The 25,818-nt window shown below is 59.9% G+C and carries 19 protein-coding genes; 5 read left to right on the top strand and 14 right to left on the bottom strand.

Features of this window, described 5'->3' with window-relative positions; genetic code table 11:
* Window positions 1-17 precede the first annotated feature (17 nt).
* The 5 genes from EOB49_RS22195 to EOB49_RS22175 form a co-directional block, all read right to left on the bottom strand.
* Entirely contained in the window at window positions 18-1,277 is a 1,260-nt protein-coding gene (locus EOB49_RS22195; protein WP_127382239.1) for a hypothetical protein, read from the bottom strand.
* A complete protein-coding gene (locus EOB49_RS22190; protein WP_127382238.1) occupies window positions 1,274-2,278 on the bottom strand; it encodes an SDR family NAD(P)-dependent oxidoreductase in 1,005 nt (334 codons plus the stop codon). Before EOB49_RS22190 ends, EOB49_RS22195 begins: the two co-directional genes overlap by 4 nt.
* 85 nt (window positions 2,279-2,363) lie before the next feature.
* Window positions 2,364-3,038: a sugar transferase gene (locus tag EOB49_RS22185; RefSeq protein WP_127267500.1), complete on the bottom strand. Its 675-nt coding sequence runs from the start codon at window positions 3,036-3,038 to the stop codon at window positions 2,364-2,366.
* Entirely contained in the window at window positions 3,035-4,171 is a 1,137-nt protein-coding gene (locus EOB49_RS22180) for a DegT/DnrJ/EryC1/StrS aminotransferase family protein (RefSeq protein WP_127382237.1), read from the bottom strand. The genes EOB49_RS22185 and EOB49_RS22180 overlap by 4 nt, the downstream gene beginning before the upstream one ends.
* A 39-nt stretch (window positions 4,172-4,210) precedes the next feature.
* A complete protein-coding gene (locus tag EOB49_RS22175; RefSeq protein WP_127320483.1) occupies window positions 4,211-4,933 on the bottom strand; it encodes a sugar phosphate nucleotidyltransferase in 723 nt (240 codons plus the stop codon).
* A gap of 510 nt (window positions 4,934-5,443) precedes the next feature.
* On the opposite strand from EOB49_RS22175, the gene EOB49_RS22170 reads away from it, so the two are divergent.
* A complete protein-coding gene (locus tag EOB49_RS22170; RefSeq protein WP_127382236.1) occupies window positions 5,444-6,118 on the top strand; it encodes a response regulator transcription factor in 675 nt (224 codons plus the stop codon).
* On the opposite strand, the gene EOB49_RS22165 is transcribed toward EOB49_RS22170, so the two are convergent.
* The gene (locus EOB49_RS22165) at window positions 6,111-7,853 is read right to left on the bottom strand and encodes a PAS domain-containing protein (RefSeq protein ID WP_127382235.1); all 1,743 of its coding nucleotides are present in this window, start codon (window positions 7,851-7,853) and stop codon (window positions 6,111-6,113) included. The genes EOB49_RS22170 and EOB49_RS22165 overlap by 8 nt on opposite strands.
* A gap of 213 nt (window positions 7,854-8,066) precedes the next feature.
* On the opposite strand from EOB49_RS22165, the gene EOB49_RS22160 reads away from it, so the two are divergent.
* Complete coding sequence (locus tag EOB49_RS22160; protein ID WP_127267495.1) at window positions 8,067-8,774, top strand: helix-turn-helix transcriptional regulator; 708 nt, start codon at window positions 8,067-8,069, stop codon at window positions 8,772-8,774.
* A gap of 82 nt (window positions 8,775-8,856) precedes the next feature.
* Here the strand turns inward: EOB49_RS22160 and EOB49_RS22155 are convergent, their stop codons facing one another.
* The 7 genes from EOB49_RS22155 to EOB49_RS22125 form a co-directional block, all read right to left on the bottom strand.
* Window positions 8,857-9,897 carry a glycosyltransferase family 2 protein gene (locus EOB49_RS22155; RefSeq protein ID WP_127267494.1) on the bottom strand — a complete coding sequence of 347 codons (1,041 nt, stop codon included), beginning with the start codon at window positions 9,895-9,897 and terminating at the stop codon, window positions 8,857-8,859.
* Window positions 9,894-11,261: a lipopolysaccharide biosynthesis protein gene (locus EOB49_RS22150; protein ID WP_127382234.1), complete on the bottom strand. Its 1,368-nt coding sequence runs from the start codon at window positions 11,259-11,261 to the stop codon at window positions 9,894-9,896. The genes EOB49_RS22155 and EOB49_RS22150 overlap by 4 nt, the downstream gene beginning before the upstream one ends.
* 183 nt (window positions 11,262-11,444) lie before the next feature.
* On the bottom strand, window positions 11,445-13,676 hold the full coding sequence (locus EOB49_RS22145) for an exopolysaccharide transport family protein (RefSeq protein WP_127382233.1): 2,232 nt from the start codon (window positions 13,674-13,676) through the stop codon (window positions 11,445-11,447).
* 1 nt (window position 13,677) lies between these two features.
* On the bottom strand, window positions 13,678-15,675 hold the full coding sequence (gene asnB, locus EOB49_RS22140; protein WP_127382232.1) for an asparagine synthase (glutamine-hydrolyzing): 1,998 nt from the start codon (window positions 15,673-15,675) through the stop codon (window positions 13,678-13,680).
* Window positions 15,675-16,934, bottom strand: coding sequence for an O-antigen ligase family protein (locus EOB49_RS22135; RefSeq protein ID WP_127382231.1), 1,260 nt, complete (start codon window positions 16,932-16,934; stop codon window positions 15,675-15,677). Before EOB49_RS22135 ends, asnB begins: the two co-directional genes overlap by 1 nt.
* Window positions 16,931-18,139: a glycosyltransferase family 4 protein gene (locus tag EOB49_RS22130; protein ID WP_127382230.1), complete on the bottom strand. Its 1,209-nt coding sequence runs from the start codon at window positions 18,137-18,139 to the stop codon at window positions 16,931-16,933. Before EOB49_RS22130 ends, EOB49_RS22135 begins: the two co-directional genes overlap by 4 nt.
* Window positions 18,140-18,651: 512 nt before the next feature.
* Window positions 18,652-20,415 (bottom strand): calcium-binding protein, encoded by a 1,764-nt coding sequence (locus tag EOB49_RS22125; RefSeq protein WP_127382229.1) that lies wholly within the window; start codon window positions 20,413-20,415, stop codon window positions 18,652-18,654.
* Between the two features lie 454 nt (window positions 20,416-20,869).
* On the opposite strand from EOB49_RS22125, the gene EOB49_RS22120 reads away from it, so the two are divergent.
* Entirely contained in the window at window positions 20,870-22,621 is a 1,752-nt protein-coding gene (locus EOB49_RS22120) for a type I secretion system permease/ATPase (protein WP_164781761.1), read from the top strand.
* Entirely contained in the window at window positions 22,614-23,990 is a 1,377-nt protein-coding gene (locus EOB49_RS22115) for an HlyD family type I secretion periplasmic adaptor subunit (RefSeq protein ID WP_127382227.1), read from the top strand. Before EOB49_RS22120 ends, EOB49_RS22115 begins: the two co-directional genes overlap by 8 nt.
* A 174-nt stretch (window positions 23,991-24,164) precedes the next feature.
* On the opposite strand, the gene EOB49_RS22110 is transcribed toward EOB49_RS22115, so the two are convergent.
* Window positions 24,165-25,115: a LysR family transcriptional regulator gene (locus EOB49_RS22110; RefSeq protein ID WP_127382226.1), complete on the bottom strand. Its 951-nt coding sequence runs from the start codon at window positions 25,113-25,115 to the stop codon at window positions 24,165-24,167.
* Between the two features lie 93 nt (window positions 25,116-25,208).
* Between EOB49_RS22110 and EOB49_RS22105 the strand changes: the two genes are divergently transcribed.
* Window positions 25,209-25,818 (top strand): dioxygenase (locus tag EOB49_RS22105; RefSeq protein ID WP_127382225.1); only part of this gene is annotated, 610 nt, incomplete at its 3' end.

The raw sequence follows: 25,818 nt of genomic DNA, 5'->3' as shown, positions 1-25,818 counted from the left end.
CTGCAAAGGAAATTCGGCTAACGAAGGCCATTGGTGGCAATCTCCTTTTGATTCAGATCCGGCTGCGGCGGCCAATCGAGATGGGCGACGAATTCGTAGACCGGTCCGCCCGGTACCCCCCAATTGCTCGACCAGATCACTTGCGACCCATCAGGGGACGGGGAGGCGTGTGTCTCGCTCCAATAATCGAACGGAGCATTTCGCGTCTGCACGATCCGTCGGGCCTCTCGACTGCCGTCGACACGCAGCGCGATCACCTCGCGCGAGTATGGAGCCCAGTCCGGCTGGCTTCGAACCTCCTCGGGATTGCCCCCGTAACTCATGAATGCCCATTCGGGCCGGTCCAAGGCGCGCAGCGACGCATGCTCGGCCTCGCCGAACTTCATGAGCGACGTGACCTTTCCATCGGACAGCCGACGTTTGATCACCTGATACTTGTCCGGGCTGGATTTGCTGATTCCGACGTAAATTTCGCTGCCGTCCGCGTCGAGAGTCATATCGCCATGGCCGGGCCGATGATGGTCCTTCCACGTCTGGCGCAAGGTGCCGTCGATTGCGAAAATGGCTCGCTGCTCGGTGCCGTCGGCCAGGTTTTGGAAACACAGGATGTTTTCTCCAAGCGGAGAAATGGTGCAGGAACTGGTCGTTCCGGCAACCTGGGCGAGATTGATGTCCGGGTATTTCAGACGCCGGTCGAGATCATATGCGAAGGCGACGGCAGCACCATCATCGCGGGTCGCGCGTACGGCAATGCGGCTGCCGTCACGACTTGGATTTCCCTTGGACGGGCCGAATTTGAGATCCCGATATTTCGCAGCGGCAAAAACTATGTCCTCACGATTGCTGCGGGGCGCCCAGGTCGAGATATTCTGATCATCGACACAAATCATCAGGTCCGCGTTTCGAGGGTGCCATTCGCACTCACCCGGCTTGTTGCGATGGAACAAAGGAACGTAGTTTTTCCCGTCGAGGAAGCACATGCCGTTGCAGCCGTTCATGAGGACGAGGAGGCTCTGATCGGCATTCCACGCTTGCGCGCTCGAGTACCGATGACTGCAATATATTTTGCCGCAGACAATTCCGCCGCCAAGAGCTCCGGGCTTGGTGATCCGAGTGAAGCTGATCCCTGTCGCCGGATCGGTTGCAGGTTTCAGGTAAGAGGGCAGATCCATTGCCGGCTCCGTGCCTGCCGCACCGCTCGGCCGGTTTCCGGCTGTATGTAGCGCCAGCAGAGCGGCCATCAGCAGCACAGCCGGTATGAGCCGCGGAAAGGTCATGTCATATAGCTCATTTCGCGACGGACGCGGCCCTCGCTGAGGCGCGAACGCCACCACTCGATGGTTCTTTCCAGACCGTCACGCAGGCTTGTATGCGCCCGCCATCCGACCTTACTTTCAAGGTTCGAGGAATCGGCGAGCAACGCGCGAACCTCGGAGTTCTGCGGCCGCATCCGGCTTTCGTCGCGACGGACCGGTTTCCTGGTGCCACTCAACTCGAGCACCAACTCCAAAACGTCCGAGACACTGACGGCGCGCTGGCTGCCGGCATTGTAGGCATGGCCAAATTCAAGCTTGGCGGCCCCTGCCGCCACAAATGCCGCCGCAGTGTCTTCCACAAAGGTAAGGTCGCGGATAGGGCTGGTGTCGCCGACCATGATCGCCGGACAGTTCTCGTCCAGAGCCTGCCTTATCAGGGTCGGCACGATGGCCCGCTCGCTCTGGCGCGGCCCGTATGTATTGAACGGTCGCAGGATGACCACCGGCACATCGAAGGACCTGGCATAAGACGCCGCCATCATGTCCGCGCCAATCTTGGATGCGGAGTAGGGGGACTGTCCCTGCAACGGGTGGGATTCGTGGATCGGCATGGTCAGAGCGGTGCCATAAACCTCGCTCGTGGACGTATGCACAATGCGCTCGGTTTCCCAGTGGCGTGCCGCTTCGAGGACATTCACGGTGCCCAGCACATTGGTCTCCACATAGGATTGGGCAGCAGCGTAGGAATAGGGAATCGCAATCAGCGCAGCCAGATGAAACACCACCGCCTGGCCGCGCACGATCCGGTTGATGAACGCGCTGTCACGAACATCGCCACGAATGCATTGCAACTGGCTTCGAACGTGGTCGGGCAAATCATCCAGCCAGCCATGGCTGTCGAACGAGTTGTAGAGGGCCAGTGCCGTGACATCGGCACCTTCGCGCACCAGCGCTTCCGTGAGGTGGGATCCGATAAATCCATCCGCACCCGTGACCAGGACCTTCCTGCCGCGATAGTTCACGACCGTGCACTCCTTCGATCGTGTGAGCCGTCAAACTGGCGAACGAACAACAATCCATTCATGCCAAACTCCTCGCTTGCCAACTCTACCCACTTGCCGCGGGAGGCAGGGACACGCCGAAAACCGCCCTGAAGCCCCGCATTATCCAGACGAGGTCCGATGCAATCGTGCGCCGCGGATAGTAGGCGAGGTCGATCGTTGCCTTGGCCGGGAACAGGACCTCTCGATAAAACAGGAGCGGATCAAGGGAGGGCGGGTAAAAACAGGCTTCGTGACGGAAGAGAACCTGCGTTGGGCCGAGCAGGCCAGGCTTCCACTGTAGGACAGCTTCATTGCCGCCGCGGAAACAATCGGCGAAGGCAAGGCTTTCCGGCCGCGGCCCGACAATTGCCATGTCCCCCGTGAAAACGTTCCACAGTTGGGGCAGTTCATCAAGTTTCGTTGCCGCGAGAAAACGGCCTACCCGCGTCATGCGGCTGTCATCGTTCATGGTCAGCGCAAGGCCGAAAGGATCGGCTGTCGTCTTGAATTTGCGGAACTTGTACATGCGAAACGGTTTTGCGCCGGCGCCCAGGCGCGTCTGTACGAAAAACACCGGCCAACCACCTTCGACAAAGAGCGCAACGGCAATCAGGAGCATCAGTGGAGCGAGTACCATTCCCGCTGCTGCAGCGAGGATGATGTCCATCGCGCGTCTGGCAATTCCGTGGCTGGTGCCAGCTACGGCGGGCCGATGCATGGTCACGTCGAGTGCGTTCATGCCGCAGCTCCCGCACGCCCGCTGCTTTCAATCGCCGTGGCTAATGCGACAACCACCGACTCGATCGCACTTGCCGTAATTTGCGGGTGTAGTGGAATCGTCAATTCCCGCTGCGCGAAGTCCTCGGTCTTCGGCAGATGGATTTCTGTGAACATTTGGCGATAAAGCGTCATCTGGTGCACGGGCGTATAGTGGATTGTGGTCTGTATCCCCTTCGTTCGCAGATGGTCGATCACCGTTTGCCGGTCGACGTCATGCGGCAGGAGGACAGGCATGATGTGGTAGGCCGAGGTCCGCGGTTTGCCGAACGGGACTGTCACAGCCGAGCAGTAATCTGCGATCAGACGCCGATAGAGGACGACCAATATGCGCCGGATTTCATTCCATTCCTGCAGATTTTGAAGTTGGACCAAGCCAATAGCGGCGCGCAATTCGTCCATGCGATAATTGAAACCGAGCATCGTCACGTCGTATTGCGGCGTGCGGCTGTTCAGCCGCTGATGTGTGCCACTGGTCATCCCATGTCCGCGAGCCTGGCGGATCGCTTCACGGAGCTGTGCATCCCGGGCGATAACGGCTCCACCTTCCGCGGTGGTCATGTTCTTGTTGCCGTAGAAGCTGAAGGCCGCGGCCGCACCGTAAGTCCCCACCTCCTTAAGGCCGGGAGCATGCGCGGCATCCTCGACGATATGCAGTCCTCGCACACGGGCAAATCTCTGCCATTCTTCCCGGTCGGCAAGATAGCCGGCAAAGTGGACGAGAATGACAGCCTTGGTACGTCCGGTGCACTTGGCTTCCGCGTCGCTTAGGGACATCAGTGGCACTTCGGCCGACTCTATGTCGACGAATACCGGTGTTGCTCCTACGTACAGCACTGCATTCGCGGTCGCCACGAAGGTCAGCGAGGGAACCAGCACTTCGTCTCCGGGGCCGATCCCAAGTCCATGGAGAATGAGATGCAGGGCGGCGGTGCAAGAGCTGACGGCGACGCAATCGACCGCATCATGCACGGCTGCGAAGGCCTCTTCAAAGGCTCTTACCTGGTCCCCCATCGTCAGCCACCCACTGTCGACAACTTTGGCCAGGGCTGCCTTTTCCGGAAAGCCAAGAATAGGAGCGCTGACCAAGAGCATTACGACCTCCTCATGTTGGCGCGGCAGGGCGTTCAGCCCTCAAGCGGCCGCTGCCGAGACCTCGATCGATGCGGACTGCTCTTCCCAGGCAATCGTTTGTGCGTTTTGAAAATCTTCAACGCGTCCGATATCCAGCCAAAGCCCGTCATGTTTGTAGACGTGCACATTCGTGCCGTTTTGCATCATCTGCAGCATGAGGTCGTCGAATCCGAAGGCGATGCCGTCAGGTATAAAACGGAAAACATCTGGATTCATGCAATATATTCCCATACTTACCAGATGAGTCAGCGTCGGTTTCTCGCGGAATACTTTAACAGTGTTGCCGACCTCGTCGATGACGCCGAAGTCCATCTTGATGATGCGGGAAGCTGTGGCTATGGTGACTGGATCCGTATGAGTGCGGTGTGACGCCACAAACCGGCTGAGACTGAGATCGGTAAGTACGTCCCCATTGAGAACAATGAACGGCTCGTCCAGTTCCTCCCTGATCAGGGAGAGCGGGCCAATAGTGCCGAGAGGTTCCAGCTCCTGGGTATAGCGTATCCTTAGATTCCACTGTGATCCGTCTCCGCATACGGTGCGGATCAAGTGCCCCAGATAGCCGGTCGTGACGTAGACATCCTGAATGCCGTTCCGTCGCAGCCACTTCAAAAGCAATTCAAGAACCGGTCGAGCACCGATCGGCATGAGAGGCTTGGGCAAGATGGATGTGAAAGGCCGAAGGCGTGTTCCCATTCCACCGCACTGAATGACCGCTTTCATCTCGTCCTCCTGTTGATACGACTGTCGCGGTGTGATGGGTCCAGCCCACCCGGCCGGAAGGTACGCCAGTGTTGGCTTCGCCTCTCCGGAGTGCAGCGATGGTAAGTGGCGCCCGAGAAGGCGTCGTCGTGCATTTGAATGGCACTTTCCCGGCCTTTTGATTTCAATATTCCAGCCGGCAGGGCATGGCGCGGCAGGGCGATCAATCAGCGCTGGGGAGCTGTAGCCGCTCGACTGGCAACTGCTCTGCGCATGTCCGGCGCCGGTAACGACCTTCTCGGAAGGGCATCGCTACCATTCGTACGAAAAAAACAGTTCAATATCTGGCCCTGAAATGCGTGCGAGTGTAAGCTATATTAGAAAGTTGAAATATGCGGATGGGCGGCGGCGAGCGTCGACATACGGGGGATCAGCGGGCGGCTGATCTGTGTTGGGTCACCGTACGGTCCATCCAGACGGAGGTTTCGGCAGCTAGGGACACATGCGGGGCTGCCAAAAGGTGGGTGGTTCATGTATCGTATTATCATCGCCGACGATCACGGCCTGTATCGTCGTGGGCTGCGACTGGCATTGATGGCCGGCATGCCAGACTTGGAAATATTCGAAGCGGCGTGTTTTGATACCGTCTTAAGCCTGCTTGAAGATCGGGCGCCCGTCGATCTCGCCATCCTCGACCTGAACATGCCGGGACTGTCGGGTCAGGATGATCTTCGCGACGTCTTACCGGCTCATCCCGACACACGGTTTGCAATTGTTTCGGGGACGGATTCACGCGCCGAGATTCTAACTGCCCTTTCGATTGGGCTTCATGGCTATATCGTAAAATCCCAAACGGACGAGGAGGTGGTCCTGGCGGTGAACGAAATCCTGGCCGGCCGTATTTACGTTCCGGCACTTCTTTCACAAAGGCCCAAGGAGTCGGTACGCCTTCCATCCGCGGCTCCCACGCAAATGCCCCACAGGAACACCAGCGTCAACAATCTGGGCAGGCTTACGTCCAGACAGAAGGAAGTCCTCAGGTTGATGGCCGAAGGCTACTCGAACAAAGAGATTGCCCGCTCTCTTGAAATTGCAGAAGCGACGACGAAGATTCATGCCGCCGCCGTCCTGCGCGAACTTGGGGCACGAAATCGGACAGAGGCCGCGGTTCTGCTGAAGACATGGGCCGCCAGAGACGTCAACTAGCGCCGATTGCTCTTGGCGGCAGCCGGACCGAATATTTCAGTCCGTGATCCAGCATCTCAAGCTTGGAAGAGTGGCCCACGATAGGTTCACCGTCAGCTCCAATAATCAACGACCCAAAGCCACGCCGAGCCGAGGTGGAGACCCGGCGCTCTCCCGATTCCGACCATTCAAACACTATGTCGGCGCCGGGCTCTTGGGCTGCGAATTGCCACACGACCTCGATCCGGCCTGCCGGAGTGCCGAGAGCCCCATGCTTCACGGAATTGGTCGTAAGTTCGTGAACGATCATTGCGAAGCTCTCAGCCGAACCCTCTGCCATTTTTACTTCGGGTCCACTGATCGAAATGTTGTGCGTCCCCATATAGGGCTGCAATTCCTGAGCAATGAGGTCACGGAGGGAAGCCGACAGGCTGCCATCGCGTGAAAGAAGCAGATGCGTCGCCTGGAGTGCGCCGATTTTTTCGATCAGTGTCTGCTTGTAACGGGCAATATCGTTGTCGGGGGCACCGACCATATTTACAAGCGCCGTGATCACCGGAAACAGATTGTTGAGCCTATGGCGCTGTTCAAGCATGGCCCGCTCTCGCTTCTTCGCCGCAGCCCGCAGCAGAATGGTTATGCGTCGATCGGTGAGATCCGCGGCGACTCCTATTCGCTGTGCACGACCGTCGCGCAATTCGTCCCGGCCCCGAAGAGCAATCCAGCGGATATGCCCGCCAGCTCGCCTGATGCGGATCTCCGCATCATAGTTGGCGCCTGATGCAAGTTCTCCCGGGGCCGCCAGATTAGGCAAGTCGGCCGGGTGAACGACCGCGGCCAATTCCTGCAATGGACGGCTCGGCGCGGGTGCCAGTCCCATCATTTCCCAGAACGCGGCTGAGCCATTCACGGACCCACTCTCGAAATCTATACGCCACGTTCCCAATCGGCTGGACGACAGTGCTAGGTCCAACCATTCCTTTTGAGCCTGGAGTGCCTCGCGGGCGGTTCGCTCTCCAGATATATCGTCCACCATTACAAAGATGCTTTGAGGGAGAGCATCGGCTGGCACGGCCAAAGACAGCGCCAATCTTGTCCACAAAACCGTGCCATCCTTTCTCAGGAGACGGATCTCCGAGCCGAAAGAAGTCGTGTCTTTGAGGCTAGTCAACGCTTCCGCCAAAGTGTGGTTGTCGTCAGGATGGACGAGTGCCCTGAGCGGCAGACTCGAAAGCTCCTCCTCGACATACCCTGTCATCTCACAAAGACGTTTGTTGGACCGTTGCAACTCTCCGTTCTCGCTCATGTTGGCAAAGCCAATGGCGGCACGTTCGAATGCCCAGCGATAGCTGTTTTCGGTTGCCTCCAAGGCCACGAGTCTGGCCTCTGCAACCTGCAAAAGGGTGCGGTAGTCCTGCCTCTGCCGGTGGAAAGTCAGGGCGATCATCCCGCCTGCAACCAGCAGCAGAATGGCCCTAATCCAAACCTCGACGTCAATTGGATTGTTCAGGATATCCCGCGCCAACAAGCCGACAGCCGCCATCACAAACGTTGCCGCAAGGGCGACCAGGCGATCTTCGAGATATGAGATGGCAATAATGGTGGGAACAAACTCAAAAAAGCTGATGTCGTATGCCAGAGACGCCGGCAGCGCTGTCTCCACTGCAAGTGTCGCGATCAGGAGCGACATCGAGGCAAGGTGGGTTAGCAACTTGCTTGAGCTGTTCGGGTGCAAACTGAGCGAATGCAAACGCATGTGCCAGATTAGAACCTTCTGACTAGTCCGTCGAGATTAGACCGAAAAGCGTACAGACTAGTCCGACCGCAGGATTGTTCCCCGGGATTGTAGCGCGCATTTTGTCCGATGTCGGGGGCGGATCTGACCGCAACTCTCCAAGCGACCTGACTGACATGTTTAAGGCACCTCCTTTTGACTAGGGGGCGTTGCCGTTTTGCGGGAGGTAAGAAAATGGCATTGGTTGGTAGGCAAGATGATGGAGTTCTTGGTCGCCAATATGGAGGTTTCGGGGGAAAGCCCGTCTCGGCCTTGAGAACGCAGGGTGGCCATGGTTCCGCCTGGCACCAAGCACCACAAAGGTTCGACGGCGTGGCCGTCGAGCCAAAGCAGAGCAGCCTTGCATCTGTTGTGGGAATGCTTGATCGCATCGGGTGTGGCTATCTGATCCTGAACAGCGACAGGAAGGTCATGGAGTGGAATTCAGCCGCTCAAAACACCTTGGAGCGCGAGGGCGAGGCAGCTGATACGGCCGGCAAGGTGTCGGTTGCTCTGAGGCGGCTGATCGCAAACGTGCCGGGGAATTTTCTTCCCGGCACGCTTTCATGGGTGGTGATCCGCGGCATGGGCGACAGGCCCTTGGTTTTGAACGAGAAGGGCATAGCAACGCCTGACGCGACGAGTATCGTGGCGCTGCTGGATCGTGAAAACAGGTCCGGGCCAAATCCCCAGACGCTGCAAAGAATGTTTGGTCTGACGAGTGCCGAAACGCAACTCGCGCTGCGCTTGGCGCAGGGCGATGCCCCTTTGGAGATAGCCCGCAAGCGGCGCTTGAGCCGGACCACGATAAGGTCACAGCTGGCGTCGCTGTTCGCCAAGACCGAAACTCGGCGCCAGGCGGAACTGGTAGCTCTTCTTGGGCGCATATGCGTCCTGCCGTGAGATAACGGCCGTACCATGCGCGCGCGCAACAGGCTTGTGCGCGCGCAATCTGTTGCCGGCGTGCTTGTCCGCCAGACTCACCCTACCGCCGTCGTGTGCGCACCCGGCCCAATCTTGGGCGGATTGCAAACACGTGGTTAAGCACGTGCCAGCCCGCCACCTTCATGACGGAAGGCCGGAAGATCTGAATCCCGTCCAGGAACGTGGTCAACCAGGACTGCTGGTGGAACCTCATGGGAATACGAGCAACCCGCAATGCCCGCAGCAATGTCTCGGGAGGCGGGAGATGGTTGCGGTCCTTGATGAGATTCCAGTTAAGCTGCTTGACGGCGAGGGTCACTTCGTCGACCTCGCGGAAACTCTTTGACGTTGTAATGCTTGGATGGTTCGTCGCATCGTAAAAGGTAAGCGGATCGCTTATCGCCACCATGTCCCCATGGCTGGCTAGATCGACGAAGAACAGTTGATCCACTCCGGCCGGAATCTCTTTGTGCGTGCGCATCAAGCAGCCGGCACGAATGACGTCGCTGTTGATCAACAATGTGGATGGAATAATCCCCAGGCAGCGTGTCGCACGCACCAGATAGAGGTCCATCAGGCACTGCTGGCTGGAATAAAGCGAGATCGGTTCCTGCTCCTTGGGGACTTGGCGAAATCGCACTCGCTTGTCCTCGATTATGTTTGCCGCTGACGTCATGAAGGCGACTGAGGGGTACTGTTTGGCAACTTCGGCGAATGTCCTGAGTGCACCTGGCGCAAGCCAGTCATCGTCATGCAGCAACTTGATCCATCGTCCGGAGCAAGCCAGCATAGCGTTGTTGGTGTTCTCCACCTGACCGCGACCTCGACTGTTTTCGATAATGCGGATGCGAGGTTCGCTCCGTGCGTAGTCGGTCACGATAGCCCAGGTCTCGCCCTCCGGTCCCTCGTCGTCGCTCACGACCAACTCCCAATCGGAGTAATCCTGGCCCAAGACGCTGTCGATCGCCCTGCGGATCGTATCCGGTCGACGAAAGGTTGGTATCCCGACCGAGATGAAAGGGCGTGACCATGAGACATCGGCCCGGTCATGCTGGGTGACCGCAACTGCCGCTTGAAGGTTGTCAATCGACGACGAATTCATGGTGTTTTTTCCTCGAGACATTCATGTTGGACGCACGTTGCAGCGCCTGCTGGTTGAGGGTCGTGGGTCAACAGGTACAGTGATGCTGCCATTTTCAGAGCGAAACCCGACGCGCCGCCGGCGGCCATGAAATAGATGACGGTGACTGGCTGCCAGCCCGCCTGGGCGCCGGCGAGCAGCGGGCCAAACACGAGAACCGCCCGTGCGAGGTCGATGACCAGTCTTGTTCCTTGCCGCCGTAACAGAGCGGGAACGTCGCTGAGCGGAGTCGACAACGCCTGTGCCGCGCCCATCAGCGCCAGTGCGGTCATGATTTCCGCAGTGGGCATCCAAGGCTCGCCCAGAAGCGGAACGACCACATAAGGCGCGGCGAGGCCGAGCAGCAAGATCGGCACCGCGGTAAAGGCGGCGGCCAGCAGGAGAAGCCCGCGCGCCACACCAAGCAGGTGTCCACGATTGCTGTTCCGGTTTGCTTCGGCGACAAAAACATTGCTGAGCGGTGTGGCGATCAGCGTCACCGGACCGGTGACCAGCCGCGCGGCCACGCCCAAATATCCGGCAAATGCGGTGCCGAACAGCCCGCCGACAAGGACTGCTGGAAGATTGTTGATTGCTATGCTCGCGAGCGTTGCGGGAATATCGAACAGAGGAAATTTGTATTCCCGCCGAGCCTTTTCCAGCACCGCACGCCAAGGTGCCCAGGCGATGCCACGCAAATCCTCCCAACTCATCACCCGACAGCCGATCAGCCCGATGAAGACGAACTGGCTCAGAATATGCGCATGGATCATGGCTTCGCCGCCGAGGTTGGCGATGCCGAAAGCCAATTGCATTGCAGCCATGCTCGCCGGCAGGATCAGGCGCCCGAGAGCAAAATCGCGCAAAAGCCCGGCACGCAGACTCCAGCAGTTCATGGCTTCGACCAGACCTGCGCCTCCCATTCCAATCGGAATGAGCCAGGCGAGCGAGCCGAGGCGATCGGGAGCAAGGTTCGACAGCATCTGTCCGGCCGAAAAGGCCAGGACGGTCGTCACGAACACAGCCAAGAGAATAAGCTTGACCGTCACATAGGCCTGCGCGCTCCCCTTGACCCCATAGAGCGAAGCCTCGAAGCGCAATGCCGCGACCCCGGCGAGTATATTCACGATCGACAGGTAAATCGTAAAGACGCCGAAATCGGCCGGCGAATAGAGCCGCGCCAAAACCGGGATTGCAGCAAGAAGGGTGAGCTGGCCGACAATCGCCATTGCCGACACTCCGCTTGCCGCACGAATAATCGAGCCGATCGGGCTCGGCCGAACAACGATGATGGCTGTGCCGGCCGCAGGAACCGTCTTGGGTCTCAGAAGGTCGCTTGGTGCCATCGGTTCGCGCTTCCGAGGGAGGCAAATATCGGGGATTGCCGGAGCCTACGATGCACACCGGACCTTGCCATCATTCACCTGAATGACGCGCTCTGCTGACAGGCTGCACCGTGAATCGTCCTGGCCGCTCCCTGGATGAACCGCCCCCGGATCGTTCGTAGCCTAAGGACGAGCCTGTGGCCGTCATGCTATTTGCTCGCGCAAGAGGTCAGCGCTGTCCTCGAGCCGATATCCGGCATGTTTCTTCAGATTCACGCGCGTGAGGACACTGCCGACAGGTATCGCAAGAGAACCGTTGCCCTGAAGGAGTTCCAGCACCCCGCGAGCGAGGGTGCGTGGCGTTTTCCTCCACCGGATGGCGAAAAGAACCACGTCCGCCCATCCTGGCAGAAATTTGGCTTCCGGCCGCCCCAGCGCCGACGGCAGGTTTATGATCACGATGCGATAGGTCGCGTGCAGATCCGCCATCACTTTGCCTCCGTCCTCGCACGATAGCAGCGCCAGCAGGTCGTCCGACGGAGCGGCGGTCATTACGTCGATCCCGATTTCATGCAGCCTGGCAACGGCACCTTCCAGGTCGCAGCGATTGCAAACGTAGTCAGCGAAGGAATGGCGGTTCTTGCGCTCGCTGAACTGGTGCAGGAACTCGAGCGTGAGCTGAACGCCCTTGCGTTCAAGATCGACCAACAGGACTCGACCGCCCAGTCGCGTGCCGGCGAGCGCCAGGCTCCACGCGAGCTCGGTCCCGCCATCCTGCGGCACGCTGGAGGTGACAAGCGCCGTGTACGACGAACGAGCCCTTAGCGCATTTGGTGCCGCGGCGATCAGCAACGACGTCACGGCGCGGCTATATGCGGACCTGCGCTCCCCCAGCACGAGGTTTCGCAGTTGTTTGGCATGCATTCCGCATGCTTCGGGGATCTGCCCCATACATGGAACCTTGAGCACCGCTTCCGCCTCGGCCTCGCCACGGAAAGTCCGGTCAAAATGATTGCGCATCGTGACGTACATCGCCCCAAGGATAGCGAATAGGATCATCCCGGGGGGAACAAGGAAGATGGCTGGCAATGTCTGCGGGATAGTCGGCGGCCAAGCCGCAGACAGGATCGAAATTCCAGCCGAGGGAACTCCGATACGCCGCGTCAAATCCTGTTGTCGACCCAGGAGTTCGTTATATCGCTGGGTCAGCAGGCTGACCTGCGGCTCGAGAGCCCGCAAACCGGAAAGCCGGCTGGCGGTGTCGGCCATGACCGCATCCAGGATGTTCTTTCGGCTCTCAAGAGCGGCGATCTGGGCACGGAAAATGTTTGCATCGGCAGCAATCTTGTCGACGCCTTGTTCGATCTTGCTTTGCGTCGTGGTTCTGAGTTCCTCGTCTGCCGGCGCGAGAGCCTGTCGAGCCGCAAGGTCGGCAAGTTCAGGCGCGCCAATAGCTTCGGCCAGGGCGATGAGAGAGGCCCCTTGCTCTCGAAGCTGCTGGACGTACCGTAGCCGAGATTCCACGGCGGCGAGATCCGCCTTTGACATCGACAATTGCTGGCTGAGGTCGGCCCGTTCCCTGGCTGCATTGTCCGCCGAGCCTTGGTCGATGGCTCCGTGACTCAGCCGATATTTCTCAAGGCGGTCAGCCGCTGCCTGCAGATCATTTTGCAGCCCGGGCAGACTGGCGGTGATTGCATCGAGCTCTTGCTGGTCGGATGCCTGCCTTTTCTTCGTTAGGGTGTCGACATAAACTTGAGCGAATGTGTTGGCCACGAGCGCCGCCCGCGCGGGGCTGTCATCGGCGAAAGCGACGGAGATCACTCTCGATCGCAGCTCCTGCCCGACCCGCATGCCTCGCCGCAAAGCTCTCAACTCGGAGGCATCCTCGGCTTGTGGACTGTTGGCTGCCTGGTCCGCCCCTGGCCACAGCCGGTCCAGTAGACCGTCGGCAAGTGAGCGTGTCCTTGGGGGAGGGGTGGCAGACGGTTCAAGCCGGGAATTCCTGCTAGCGGAATTGTCCTGTCCGGTTTCCGCCGCACCTGTCTTGCGCAGTGCCGCCATGACGCGGCGCAGGTGATCTTGCGACGATAGCATCGTGATGTGGTCATCTATGCTTGAATCAACCAGGTCCTGCGAAGACGGGGCGCCGACGGGCAGTGAACCGCGCGAGGGGGCGTCGACGATAAGCTGGGTTGTTGACTCGTAGAGAACTGGTCGAAGGCTTCCCAGCAACCCCGCCAACAAGCCGCCCAACACAGCGAAAGCAATAATAGACCATTTTCTCCTTGCCAAAATCACGAAGAGTTGGCGCGACGCGGTGGGCGGCTCGACATATTCACGCAATGACCGCACGTGCACTCTGCCTTCGAGAACCGGTGCTGGCAGTTGATTGACCCGTGGCAGCTGGATCGGGCTGATTGCGGAACCTACCATCTTACACTCCTGCCAGGTCGAGTTCATGAGTTGGGCCGGTTTGCTGTGCTTGCCGATTGGCCTTGCTCCGCCAGGCCTGGAACATCAACGCGGACCACAATTCGCGGGAGCGGTTCTGGCCATCAATGTGATCGCGCCAGCAGGCGTCGATCTTCGCGGTGTCCAATACGTCACTGCTTTCGGTTCGCATGTCGGCGAGAAGATCGGTGGCCCAGTTGCGCAGCGGACCCCGCAGCCATCCAGCGATAGGGACATCGAAGCCTTGTTTCGGACGCTCGATCAGGGGCTGCGGGAGATAGCGGCGTAGCAATTGGCGAAGGATCCATTTGCCGGCGCCATCACGAACTTTCATGTTGGATGGCAGCCGCCAGGAGAATTCGACAACGCGGTGGTCAAGGAGAGGACACCGACCCTCAAGGCTGTTGGCCATGGTGGCACGGTCCAGCTTCACCAAGATGTCGCCAGGCAAGTAGCCCGCCATGTCATCGTAGAGAAGACGGGAGAGCAGGTCGTCAAGCGGCGGATCGCCGTAGCCGTAGGCTGGTTCGGTCGGCCGCTGAGATCCCAGGTTTTCAGCCTGTGGCCGCGCCAGCCGCTGAAACAATTCGTCTTCATTCGATGCCGTGAGCAGCCGGGCGAGGCGTTCCATTCGGTCGCTCCGGATAAAATGCCTCGCGCTCGCAGAGAGCGGCAGTTTGCCAACGACATCGTCACGTCCGGCGCGTGCGAAAAAACCTGCTCCTGCCGCCAAGGTTCGGCGCAGTTGTCGGGGCAGGCGTAGGTGCCGTTTCAGCCGCTCCGCCATAAAGTGGCGCCCGTATCCTGCGAAGCATTCGTCACCGCCGTCGCCCGACAGCGCTACGGTGACGTGCTGACGAGCGAGCCTGGCAACGAGCAAGGTCGGTATTTGTGATTCATCGGCGAAAGGTTCATCCCAGGCCTGGGGCAACTCGGGAATGACGTCACGTGCGGCGCTTGGCGAGAGGTGAAGTTCGGAGTGGTCGGTACCCAGATGACGGGCAATGGCCGCTGCGTATGGAGCTTCATCATAGCCGCCCTCCGCGAATGAGATCGTGAAGCTGCGAACCGGCTTGCAGGATTGGGCCTGCATCAAGGCGATCACGGCTGAGCTGTCGATGCCCCCCGACAGGAAGCCGCCCAAAGGGACGTCGGCGATCATGCGTTCCCGCACAGCCAGCCGAAGCCGGTTGTCCAGTTCGTCAATGAGGTCTTCGTCCGTGCCGATGACGGGGTTCCGTCGCCCATCGGCAGCGACGTCAGCCAGCGACCACCAGCGGTGAACGCATCGGGAAAGACGGTCCGCGCTGCGGTCTTCGGCAAAAGTCGCCGCCGTGACGGAAAGGACAGAACCAGGCGGCAGTTTGAATACGCTTCGCCAGATGCAGCGATGGTCCGGCACCCATCCCGTCGAAAGCATTGCCGCGGCGGCATCAAGATCAAGGTCGGGAGAAAAGCCCGGAAAGCAATTGATCGCCTTCAGCTCAGAGGCGAAAACCAGCGCATCTCGGATCGATGCGACATAGAGGGGCTTTTTGCCCATTCTGTCGCGGGCCAGATGCAGGGTTCTTGTCTTGAGATCCCACAATGCGAAGACGAACATCCCGGCAAAGCGATTGAGGGCGGCCTCAAGCCCCCAATGCTCGATTGCGCACAGCATCACTTCGGTGTCGCTGGCGCCTTGAAAGGTTTGGCCCGCACTCTCGAGTTCGCAACGCAAATCGCGAAAATTGTATATCTCACCGTTGAAGGTGATCACGTACCGACCGCTGGCGGAATGCATCGGCTGGTGCCCGGCGGCTGACAGATCGACAATTGCCAACCGCCTGTGGCCCAGTGCGATTCCAGCTTCGCGGTCGATCCAGAGCCCCTCGCCGTCCGGCCCCCGGTGACGCAGCGATGCAGTCATCCGCCCGATCGCTCCGAGCGGCTTTATGTCCGCGGCGTCGGAAGCCAATAGAATTCCCGCGATCCCACACATTAGGACACCCTCGGTTCAGCAAGCTGCCGCCGAAGTGCGGTCGGATTTCCGGCGACGAGGCAGAAAGCCAGAGAAAACCACACGATTGGATGGCGGATGATCAGGTGAGGCATGCTGAAGATTGTCGTCGAGACACCAAGCACCAGCAGGGCGTCGAATCCTCCTCGCCAGGCGAAGGACATGGCGGCTCCCACGATCCAGACCAACGCCATCACGGCAAGCAATCCGCCCTGCAGGTAAAGGTCGAGAACGGTGTTATGGGCCTCGAAAGGCCGCTGCAGAAATTGACGGTCGGCGACGGGAGGCCGCTCGAGGTGGGGCCCAGGGCCCAGTCCCAGGGACCCGGATTTCAATCCTTTTTCCACAGCCTCCTGCCACAGATAAAGCCGGAGTTCGAACGTTTCGACGGTCCGTTCCCCGCCTTCGTCTTTGGTAAGGCTCTTGGCAAAATTGGCGACGCTGGTCTCTTCGGTGAGCGCGTACGGCGTCATTGCAAGCGCTAGAGGCAAGGAACCCGCCAACAGCAGAATTGCCGCCATGCGGGGCATGCTGGCGCGGCCACTCGTTGCTATCCATGCACGAAGCCGCAATCCGATAAAGATGAGGCAGCTCAGGATGCTGGTGTAGAGATAGGTGTCGCTCTTCGTCAGCCGGCCGACATAGAAGGTCAGGAGCAAGCATGAGAATGCAAGCAAACGAGCCCATGGGTTGCGGGTGGTCGTAGCAAGATGCAAAGCCAGTGGGCCAAAAAGCGCGCAATAGAGCGCAAGTTGGTTCGGGTTCTCGGACCAGCCACGGAACCTGTCCCAGAACCAGGGATCGACGCCGGACTGGTGGGCTACCCCAAATGCCAGTCCCAGCTGAATTACGAAGCTCCCATTGGCGATGGCGATCACCCACCACGCACTGCGGCGAAGGTGACGATCGGCGTCGGGCTCCGCGGCCGCCAAGCATGTGAAGCTTGCCAGCAACACATAGGCCATAACGTCATGTACCAGCCCGGTCAGGTAAAGGACGGTGGTCAGGTAGCCGACGATCGTGCCGATTCCCAAAGCCAGCGACAAGATCAGCCAGAAGCTCGCCAGTTGGACAAAAGCGGGTGTGATCTGGAGACGACCGCCGGCGAGTATTCGTCCAATCGCCAGAACGATCCAGATCGCGATGAACAATTCGCCATAGCCGAGCGGCAATCCCGGAACGCCCAGTTGCGTCGCATAAGACATCGCAACTCCCAGGGCGAGCAAGGCGTCCCGGATCATTGATGTGCCCCGCCTCGGTGATTTGCGAGGCCGCCTCCAAGCCCAACGGCAGGGAGCGGTCGCATGTGCCCCGCGCGGAGTGTGTTGTCGTAAAGATCGCAGTACTGGTCGACCACCAGTGGCAGGGCAAATTGCCTCCGGACAAGTTCAACAGAACGGGCGCCCATCGCCTTGGCCGCCGCGCGGTCGGACAGCAAGTCTATCGTTCGCGAGGCGAGGGCATCGGCATCATGCGGCGCAACCAGGTAGCCATTCCATCCGTCTTCGACGACGTCGCTGCAGCCTGGCATCCTTGAGGCCACGATGGGTAGTCCCGCCAGCCCCGCCTCCAGCAATACACGCGGAACCCCCTCGCGATACTGAGTGGGAAAGGCGAATACATCGGACATGCCAAGGAGATCGGCGACATCGCGTCGTGGACCCAAGGCCAGCACATGAGGTGCATGCCGATCGAGCTCCGATTTGTCGATTGCGAATGAGCCCTCGGATTCTCGTGGGCCGACGAGCACAAACCGCGCCGCGGGCCTTGCGGACAGGATGCGAGGGATCGCATTGAGAAGGGTCGCCACGCCTTTCTGGCGCGTCAAACGGCCGACGAAGATCACCACTTCGGCGGACTGAAGGCCGAGGTCCTTTCGCATCTTCGTTGCTGAGGACCCGAGATGGCGCACCGTTGCGAACGCATCGACATCGATTCCGGAACTGCGTATCAGTCGCGAAGTTCCGCGGCCGATCAGCCGAAAGCGCTCGAAGAACAGTTGGTCGTCGCGATTTTGGAATACGGTCGATGCCGTCCAGGAAGACGCAAGCCATTGCAGTGCGCAATAGACCGGACGCAAGGCCAGGGCTCGAGGCTCCAGCGATGAGAACGTCCACCCCAGTCCGTTGATGGTGCGAATGACCGGAACAGTTCCCCGTACCGAAAGGGGCGTCAACAGATTTGGCTTGGTGTCGAAGCTCTGGATGATGTCAGGCTGAAGCTCCTGCATCAAGCGGCGCATCGTTCGGAGGGTGCGCCATTCCCCGCCTCCGCTTGCAAAGCGGTCGAAGGAGAACCTGTGATGCGAAATGTCATGCCGAAGAAACGGTACGGGAGAACCGCTCGAGACCGCCGTAACGCGAAAGCCTTTCTCTCGCAGCGCGATGAGGAAGGGAACTCTCAAGGCGTGATCCTCGCCTCCCACGCAGACCAGGTGCGGGTTCATCTGCCTCTCCCAAGCGCACATGGCCGATTGGCTCTCGATGCTGCCATGGCCCGGTTTCATCACCTCTGAGCGCATGCCGCCCGAGTGCACGCTAGGGGGACACCAGGTGCCTGTCCTCGTCCGTTTGAATGACACAAGGGATGTTTGGAAGGGTAGCGACCAGCGAGGCGAGATTCCCTCGCGATTGCCGGAGCGTTCATGCAACTCGTGTCTTGCGGGATGAGCGCGGTGCTTGCCTGAGCCGGTAGGGGTGGCTGGTCTGCATCACCTTGGTTGTCCAAGGTTTTCGAGTGTCCAATTGCGGCGGCGCGGTGCCTGAGCTCCGCGGTTCGCTGATGGCAAAAAATCTTTGACGCGTGGTTGCGCTGGGCCGTCAAGTCGGCCCTCGGCCTGCGTGGCCGGTCTTCAGGACGGAACCGGCACGTCAGCTGTTGGTCCACTCATCCGGAACATCTGTCGGCGAGGCCCAGCGGCCTCGCCGACTTCTTAAAGCATTTCTTCGCTGGGCTGGTTCAGGTGACCAGGAAAGACGATGCGGTAATCGACAGATGCGGAGAGAGGCTCGCGAAATGGATCTGGTTTGCGCCTCCGATGCCGTCGCTGTCGAAAGAAAGAGCTCCCGTCGAACTGTTGTAGACAATGTGATCGGAACTGTCATGCGGGGCTTTGCCGGCAAAGAAAGCGTCCGACGAGAGGCCCCCCTGATCGAGACCGGCAAAGATGGAATGATCGAGGTGGATCTTGTCCTGGGCTTTGTTGAAATCAGTGATCCTGTCGACATTTCCAGCACCAAGGGCGGTACTGAACACGAAGGCATCACTGCCGCGGCCACCGGTCAAAGTATCGGCTCCACCGCCGCCGTCGATCTTGTTGGCGCCGGCGTTGCCTTTGACGGTTTGAGCGAACTCATTGCCCGTCAGGTCGATCGCGGCCTTGCTGGACGCCTTGCTGGTCGCGAGTTGTTCGATGTGCGAGCCAGCCGATAGGGCGAAACTCACAGAGGCGAGGACTTTATCGATGCCGCTGCCCTTCTGCTCCACCACCTTGTCGTGAGCATTGTCGACGGAGTAGGTGTCATTGCCACCATATCCGGTCATCTTGTCGGCGCCACCGCCACCATTGATCTTGTTGGCGCCGCCATTCCCGTAGATGGCTTGGCCGAATTCATTGCCGGTCAGGTTGATGGCCGTCCTGCCCCCAGAGCTAGCAGTGGAGAGCTGCTCGATATGTGAGCCCGCCGAAAGAGCGTAGCTGACCGAGGCCATGACCTTGTCAGTGCCGCCGCCTGGCGCTTCCATCACCTTGTCACGAGCGTTGTTGACAAAGTATTTGTCATTGCCCGTGGTCGCGTGAAAAACGTCTGCGCCGCGCGTGCCATGGAAGACATGATCGCTGTCCGACGGGGCCGGCGCGGCCGGAACTGGAGCGGCGGCGTCTGTCGGAGGCGTGGCCGGAGCAGGGGCGGCGACGTCGGTTGGAGGCGGGGTCGTGGTATCGATCGGATCGGTTACTGGGGGGGCGGCCGAGCCACCGGTGCTTTGGAGATTGTGCTGTTGGAACAAAGCCTGCAACTCCGGCGAATTCTCCAGAGCTGTGTCTCCGTTCTGCGAGCCCCAGGCATAGGCATAATCGAAGGCAGGCGACGGAACCAGTGCTGCCCAATGATCTATCATCGTTTGCATCTGGTCCGGCGTCGGCATCTGATGCTTCCCGCCCGTGTCGGTCGTCCAGTTGCCACCGCCAAAAGTCTGGTAGACCGGAATGATTTTGTCGATGGGGATGCCGGACTTGACGGCCGCAGCCACGGCCCTGTCGATCATGTTGTAGTCGACCGTGCTCACGTCATCGCGCACCGGGTAGGGGTCCAACCCATAGTAGTCGATGCCGGTATTTGCCGGATTATACGTGTTGGAAAAATCCGGGTTTGTTGGAGAGCCCATATTCATCATGGTGATGAACGTCTTGGCGCCTGGAAAATGGGAATGGATCCAGTCCGACTCCGCCTTCAGGGTTTCGGCACTTGCATATGTGCCCCATCTGCCGGTGGGATCTGGCTCGTCCATCAGGAAGAACCCGAACACCTTGGGATTGTTGAGAAAGGGCGTAACTTGTTCGATGAAAGAGGAGGTGACGCCGTCGTGGGCGCTGAGATAGACGAGGCCTTTCATGCCGTCCGGCAAAGCATTGACCTGCGAGAGATATTGAACATCGACCAGGTTGAACCCGGCGGTTGCGACTTCGGTGGCTGATCCACCGGACGCATAATGGAGTGTCATCCAATGATCCTTTGGTTGATTCGATTTATGCCCCGCGTCTGCTTAGGTGATTGCTACATTAGGATGAAATCAAATACGAAACACAGCGGGATAGAATGTTTGATTGATCTAAGTTGTTACTCAGTAGCAGGTATTTTGCTCAGCCGAGCGTGGCACCTTTGAAAGTGTTTGGGAGCAAGGACATACGCCTCTTTTGCCAGCTCCGTTCTGACCATTTCCTTTAGCGAAAATCGTCATCTTTCGGGAAGTTATCCCCAGACAGGGAGACGTCGGCGGTCGCGTTTCGCTGGTTCAGGCCACGAATCCGCTGCATTTTCCTCAAAGTCGACGTATGTAAGCAGAGCGTAATAAGGGGGGCGACGGATAGCGGCTGCTATGCGCACTAAGAAAGGTTTGAGCCATTACAACTTACGGAAGTAACGGCGCGGCAGTGTCGCGCGAACGACCGCTGGTCATGAAAACATCGGGGGCCGGTTCTCCCGAGCTCCGTTCCGCCATTCTCGCCTGCATGCCTGGGCTGCTTGGCGTGGCGCTGTTCTCGGCAGTGATAAACATTCTCGCTCTGACCGGTTCGGTCTACATGCTGCAGATCTATGATCGCGTTCTGCCGTCGCAGAGTGTTCCCACCCTGGTGGGGTTCACGATCGGAATGCTGGGCCTGTATGCCGTCTATGGGCTTCTGGATTTCGTGCGGCTTCGCGTGTTGGTCCGCATCGGCAGCCGTCTCTATAGGAATCTGCAGCAAAAGGTGTTCTCCATCTCCCTGTCCCTGCCGCTCAAGGCAGGGCGTGATGCGGACCGTCTGCAGCCTTTGCACGATCTCGACCGACTGCGCGGCTTTCTTTCCGGAACGGGACCGACGGTTATCTTCGACGCCCCGTGGATCCCCTTTTATCTGCTGATCATTTATTTGCTCCATCCTTCGCTCGGCCTGCTGGCGACGGTCGGTGCGATCGCCGTGGTCCTCCTGACAGCGATTGCGGAAGTGTTTAGTCGAGGCCCCGCCGCGCGTGCCTCGGAGGAGCTGCTGTCGCAGCGGGCGCTTGCCGATTCCGGCCGCCGCAACGCCGAAGTCGTTCACGCAATGGGGCTTTCTGGTCGACTGGCTCGACGCTGGAGCGACGTCAGCAGAACCTATCTCGCCCAGCAGGAACGTCTCTCGGACGTCGTTGGTGGCGCCAGTTCGCTGTCGAAGGCCCTGCGGATGGCGTTGCAGTCCTGTGTTCTCGGTCTCGGCGCTTACCTGGTGATCGGCGGCGAGGCTTCACCTGGGGTGATCATCGCATCTTCCATTTTGCTTGGCCGCGCCTTGGCCCCGGTCGATGCTGCGATCGCAAACTGGAGAGGCTTTCTGTCGGCCCGGCGCAGCTATTCCGAGCTGGCAGCGGTCATGGCGGCATTCGGCCGCCAGGACGAGCCAATGGAGTTGCCTCGGCCGCAGGCGCGGTTTGCGGTCGAGCAATTGACCATTGCGCCGCCCGGCTTGCCAAAGCCAACCGTGGTCAATGTGAGCTTCCATCTGTCGAGAGGCGCTGGGATGGCCGTAATCGGCCCAAGCGGTTCCGGCAAGACAACTTTGGTGCGTTCGTTGGTCGGGGTGTGGAAGCCGCTCCATGGCTCGGTGAGATTGGACGGCGCCTCTCTCGATCAATGGAACTCTGAACAACTCGGCGCCCATATCGGCTACATGCCGCAGGATGTGGAGTTGTTTGACGGCACGGTAGCAGACAACATTTCGAGGTTCCGAGGCAAGACGGATCCAAAAGGCGTCCTTGCGGCGGCAAGAGCAGCCGGCGTCGAGAAAATGATAATGCAACTCCCCCAGGGATTTCAGACCCGCATCGGCGAGGGCGGAGCGGCCCTGTCGGCAGGGCAGAGGCAACTCGTGGGTCTCGCCCGAGCACTTTATGGCGAGCCGTTTCTTGTCGTGCTCGACGAACCGAACTCGAACCTCGACGTGGACGGGGACGCTGCCCTGGCCGGCGCCATACGGGCAGTGCGTCAGCGCGGAGGCATCGTCATTGTCGTTGCGCATCGTCCTTCGGCACTCGCCAACATCGATCAGGTACTGGTTATGTCGAATGGAACGGTTCATGCCTTTGGCTCGCGCGAGCAGGTCTTGGCGAACGTGCTCCGACCTTCACCGCCTGTTTCACCTCGGCCATCTTCTTTGGCGCCGATACCGGGTGTTGCCGGGCATGCATGAAGCTCTGCTTGAAACATTCGTCGCCTTCTCATCGTATGCTCGGACCCTTCGTGGCAGCAAACGGCCTGCCGTGAGCTCGCCGGATCTGTCGGACGGTATACGGGCCAACCTGATATTCGGCTTGGCGATTACCGGTCTGCTGGTTGTTGGCGGCGGTCTATGGCTGGGATTGACCAAGATCGCCGGCGCTGTGGTTGCACCAGCCACCGTGGTGGTGGAAACCAACGTCAAGAAGGTCCAGCATCAAACCGGAGGCACAGTGGGCGGGATTTTCGCGCAGGACGGAGATCATGTGCGAGCCGGCGACGTGTTGGTCAGGCTGGATGACACGCTGACTCGCGCGAACCTGCAAATCATCAGCGAGGATCTCGATCGCGCGACCGTCCGCCTCGCTCGGCTGGAGGCGGAGCGAACGGGCCTGGCGGAAATGCAACTGCCGGTCGACCTGAAGGCGCGAAAGAACCAACCGGAGCTGGCTGCGCTCGTCAATGGCGAGCGCGCCCTCTTTGAAACGCGCGCTTCGGCTTTGGCTGGACAGAAGGCACAGTTGAGAAGCCAATCCCAGCAACTTGAACGTCAGATCGACGGCCTTAAGGCGCAACAGAGCGCGGTGGATGAATCGGTTGCTCTGCTGAACAAGGATTTCGCGGACGTTGATTCCCTCTACGCCAAAAAACTCGTCTCCAAGGAGAGGCTAAGCAACATCAAGCTGGATGCCACCCGGGCCAGGGGAGAATCGGGGCGCCTCGCTGCAGCAGTAGCTGAAGCGCAGGCGCGCATCAGCGAAACGGGGTTGCAGATGCTGCAACTGGATGACCAAAGGCGCACTGACGTGACGACCGAACTCCGCGAGACGGAAGCCAAGCAGACCGAACTCAACGAACGGAGGATTGTGGCGCAGGATGAATTGACCAAGACAACGATCCGCGCGCCGCAGTCCGGAACGATACAGGAATCGGCTGTCCATACCGTCGGCGGCGTTATCGCGCCTGGCGAGATGCTCATGACCATTGTACCTGATGCCGATGATCTTGTGGTGGACGCGCTGATCCCGCCGTCGCGGGTCGACGACGTCCGCCCGGGGCAGCCGGTATCGATCCGTTTTCCGGCGTTCGACGTGGGAACCACTCCGGTCTGCCAGGGGTCAGTGAAACACATCTCGGCAGATCTGATTAAAGATCCGCAACGTCAGCTTTCCTATTTCTCGGCGCGTATCAAGGTTGAAAGCAAATCGAACTGCCTGACCGAAGCGAAGGTGCTGAGGCCAGGTATGCCCGCCGAGGTTCATATCCGCACCGATGAACGCAATGTCTGGTCCTATCTGTTGAAACCCTTTGTGGATCAGATGTCCAAGGCGTTTACGCAGTGATGGCGAGGTGGAGGAGGGCGAGCCAATAGGATGTCGAGATTTCTGGCGGCCCGACGGCTTTTGGGGGCGGGCGGCCGTCGAGCCTAACCGGCGACGCGGGGATGAAGCGCCTCCGGCTGGAGGAAACATGCGCGTTATGTGACGCCACCGCATCATTCGAATAGCGAGGCCGGATTACCGTCCCCAGACGACGGCATTCTCGTGCCGTTTGATGATGTGCTTTAGATTCTCGAAGGCGGTCGTGACGTGGCCGGCGAAGCGCTCTGCCGCGGGCGAGCGTGGCCCGCTGACCCGGCGCAGGATTCCAAGCGAGCGGCTGGGCTGCGGAATTTCATAGGGTAGCACCGTCACCCGGTTTTCCTTGCGCTGCGCGAAGACCACGGAGAATGGCAGCACCGCCAGCGCATCGGTTTCGGCAAGGAAGTTGATCACGCTCATCAGCGAGCCTCCCGAATAGCGGACGTTGAGGTCCGACATGCCGATGCTCATCAGGATCATCTGCAGGTCCGACATCAGCGGAGAGCCGGGTAGGGGGGCTACCCAGGGAAAGCTGGTCAGGTCATGCGCCCTGAGGCGGCGATTTCGCAGCAGGGGATGGTCGGGCCGGCAAGCCACGACGTTGCGTCCGGGCAGGATTTCCGTGAATTCGAAGCCGGGTCCCAGGTCGAGCACGCCGATCGGCACGATCCCAAGATCGATCTGGTTGCTCTCCAGCGCCGCGACCATCTCGGGCAGGTTCATGTAGCTTTGCTGGACGGTGACCTCGGGCTCGAGCTTCTGGAATTCTCCGATCATCCGGCTGATCATCGCATCCATGAAGAAAGGCACACCGCCGACACGGACGACGCCCTTGGTGCCTTTCATGAAGCCCTGCACCGCATCCGACGCCTTGCGCGACGCGGTGATCATCGTGCGGCCCTGCGCCGCCAGCTGGAAGCCGAGCGGTGTCGCCTGCAGCGGCCGGCGACCCTTGAGGAAAAGCGGCTCGCCAACCCGTGCCTCCAGCATGGCCACCGATCGACTGACTGCCGGCTGGGTCAGGCCCAGCATAGCGGCTCCTTCCGACACGCCGCCTGCATCCAGCACCGCGGCGAGCTGCATGAGGTGGCGCTCGTTCAGCTTCATAGCAAAACGCTATACAAGGGACGCCACATCTCATCAAGCATCGCGTCGGGCCGTGCTATCCCGCTTGGCAAGGGGAAGGGAGGCCCCGGCGGAATGCACGGCCAGCACGACCCTAAGCGAGATGAATTCCCCAAGGCGATCTCGACGCAGGCCGAGGAATTCTCACGGCGCCTGACGGCAATGGGCCAGTCCCGCCTGGCGGCGGCGGCGCAGGCAGCCGTCGACGGTTTGCACGCGCTGATCGTCGAGTTGCGGCCCTCCGGCGAGGAATTCCGGCAGGCGATCGATTTTCTGACCGAGGTTGGCCACTACGCCGATGCGCGGCGCCAGGAATGGGTGCTGTTCGCCGACGTCCTGGGCGTGTCTTCGCTGATCGAGGATCAGAACAGCCCGCGTCCTGTTGGGGCGACCCCAAACACCCTGGCCGGCCCTTTCTACCGGGCCGACGTGCCGGAGATGCCGCTCGGCGCGAACATCTCGCGCGATCACAAGGGCGAGCCGCTGGAGGTTGCGGGCCGGATCGTCGCGCTCGACGGCGATGCGATCGGCGATGCGATGGTCGAGATCTGGCAGGCCAATGCCGAGGGTCTCTACGAGAACCAGGAACCTGATAGGCAGCCGGAATTCAATCTGCGCGGACGCTTCCGCACCGATCCGCAGGGGCGGTTCCGCCTCACGACGGTGAAGCCGAAGGGCTACACGC

The sequence above is a fragment of the Mesorhizobium sp. M7A.F.Ca.MR.148.00.0.0 genome, from assembly GCF_003997735.1.
Lineage (GTDB): Bacteria > Pseudomonadota > Alphaproteobacteria > Rhizobiales > Rhizobiaceae > Mesorhizobium.
The sequence above is the reverse complement of the archived record's forward strand: the minus strand, read 5'-3'. Positions and strand labels throughout refer to the sequence as shown.

What these genes read in the sequence shown, in the direction of transcription:
- EOB49_RS22155 (WP_127267494.1), bottom strand. Translation starts at nt 9,897, where the DNA reads ATGAATTCGTCGTCGATTGACAACCTTCAAGCGGCAGTTGCGGTCACC.
- EOB49_RS22115 (WP_127382227.1), top strand. Translation starts at nt 22,614, where the DNA reads ATGCATGAAGCTCTGCTTGAAACATTCGTCGCCTTCTCATCGTATGCT.
- EOB49_RS22125 (WP_127382229.1), bottom strand. Translation starts at nt 20,415, where the DNA reads ATGACACTCCATTATGCGTCCGGTGGATCAGCCACCGAAGTCGCAACC.
- EOB49_RS22110 (WP_127382226.1), bottom strand. Translation starts at nt 25,115, where the DNA reads ATGAAGCTGAACGAGCGCCACCTCATGCAGCTCGCCGCGGTGCTGGAT.
- EOB49_RS22130 (WP_127382230.1), bottom strand. Translation starts at nt 18,139, where the DNA reads ATGAACCCGCACCTGGTCTGCGTGGGAGGCGAGGATCACGCCTTGAGA.
- EOB49_RS22165 (WP_127382235.1), bottom strand. Translation starts at nt 7,853, where the DNA reads ATGCGTTTGCATTCGCTCAGTTTGCACCCGAACAGCTCAAGCAAGTTG.
- EOB49_RS22160 (WP_127267495.1), top strand. Translation starts at nt 8,067, where the DNA reads ATGGCATTGGTTGGTAGGCAAGATGATGGAGTTCTTGGTCGCCAATAT.
- EOB49_RS22175 (WP_127320483.1), bottom strand. Translation starts at nt 4,933, where the DNA reads ATGAAAGCGGTCATTCAGTGCGGTGGAATGGGAACACGCCTTCGGCCT.
- EOB49_RS22195 (WP_127382239.1), bottom strand. Translation starts at nt 1,277, where the DNA reads ATGACCTTTCCGCGGCTCATACCGGCTGTGCTGCTGATGGCCGCTCTG.
- EOB49_RS22120 (WP_164781761.1), top strand. Translation starts at nt 20,870, where the DNA reads ATGAAAACATCGGGGGCCGGTTCTCCCGAGCTCCGTTCCGCCATTCTC.
- EOB49_RS22135 (WP_127382231.1), bottom strand. Translation starts at nt 16,934, where the DNA reads ATGATCCGGGACGCCTTGCTCGCCCTGGGAGTTGCGATGTCTTATGCG.
- asnB (WP_127382232.1), bottom strand. Translation starts at nt 15,675, where the DNA reads ATGTGTGGGATCGCGGGAATTCTATTGGCTTCCGACGCCGCGGACATA.
- EOB49_RS22145 (WP_127382233.1), bottom strand. Translation starts at nt 13,676, where the DNA reads ATGGTAGGTTCCGCAATCAGCCCGATCCAGCTGCCACGGGTCAATCAA.
- EOB49_RS22170 (WP_127382236.1), top strand. Translation starts at nt 5,444, where the DNA reads ATGTATCGTATTATCATCGCCGACGATCACGGCCTGTATCGTCGTGGG.
- EOB49_RS22185 (WP_127267500.1), bottom strand. Translation starts at nt 3,038, where the DNA reads ATGAACGCACTCGACGTGACCATGCATCGGCCCGCCGTAGCTGGCACC.
- EOB49_RS22180 (WP_127382237.1), bottom strand. Translation starts at nt 4,171, where the DNA reads ATGCTCTTGGTCAGCGCTCCTATTCTTGGCTTTCCGGAAAAGGCAGCC.
- EOB49_RS22150 (WP_127382234.1), bottom strand. Translation starts at nt 11,261, where the DNA reads ATGGCACCAAGCGACCTTCTGAGACCCAAGACGGTTCCTGCGGCCGGC.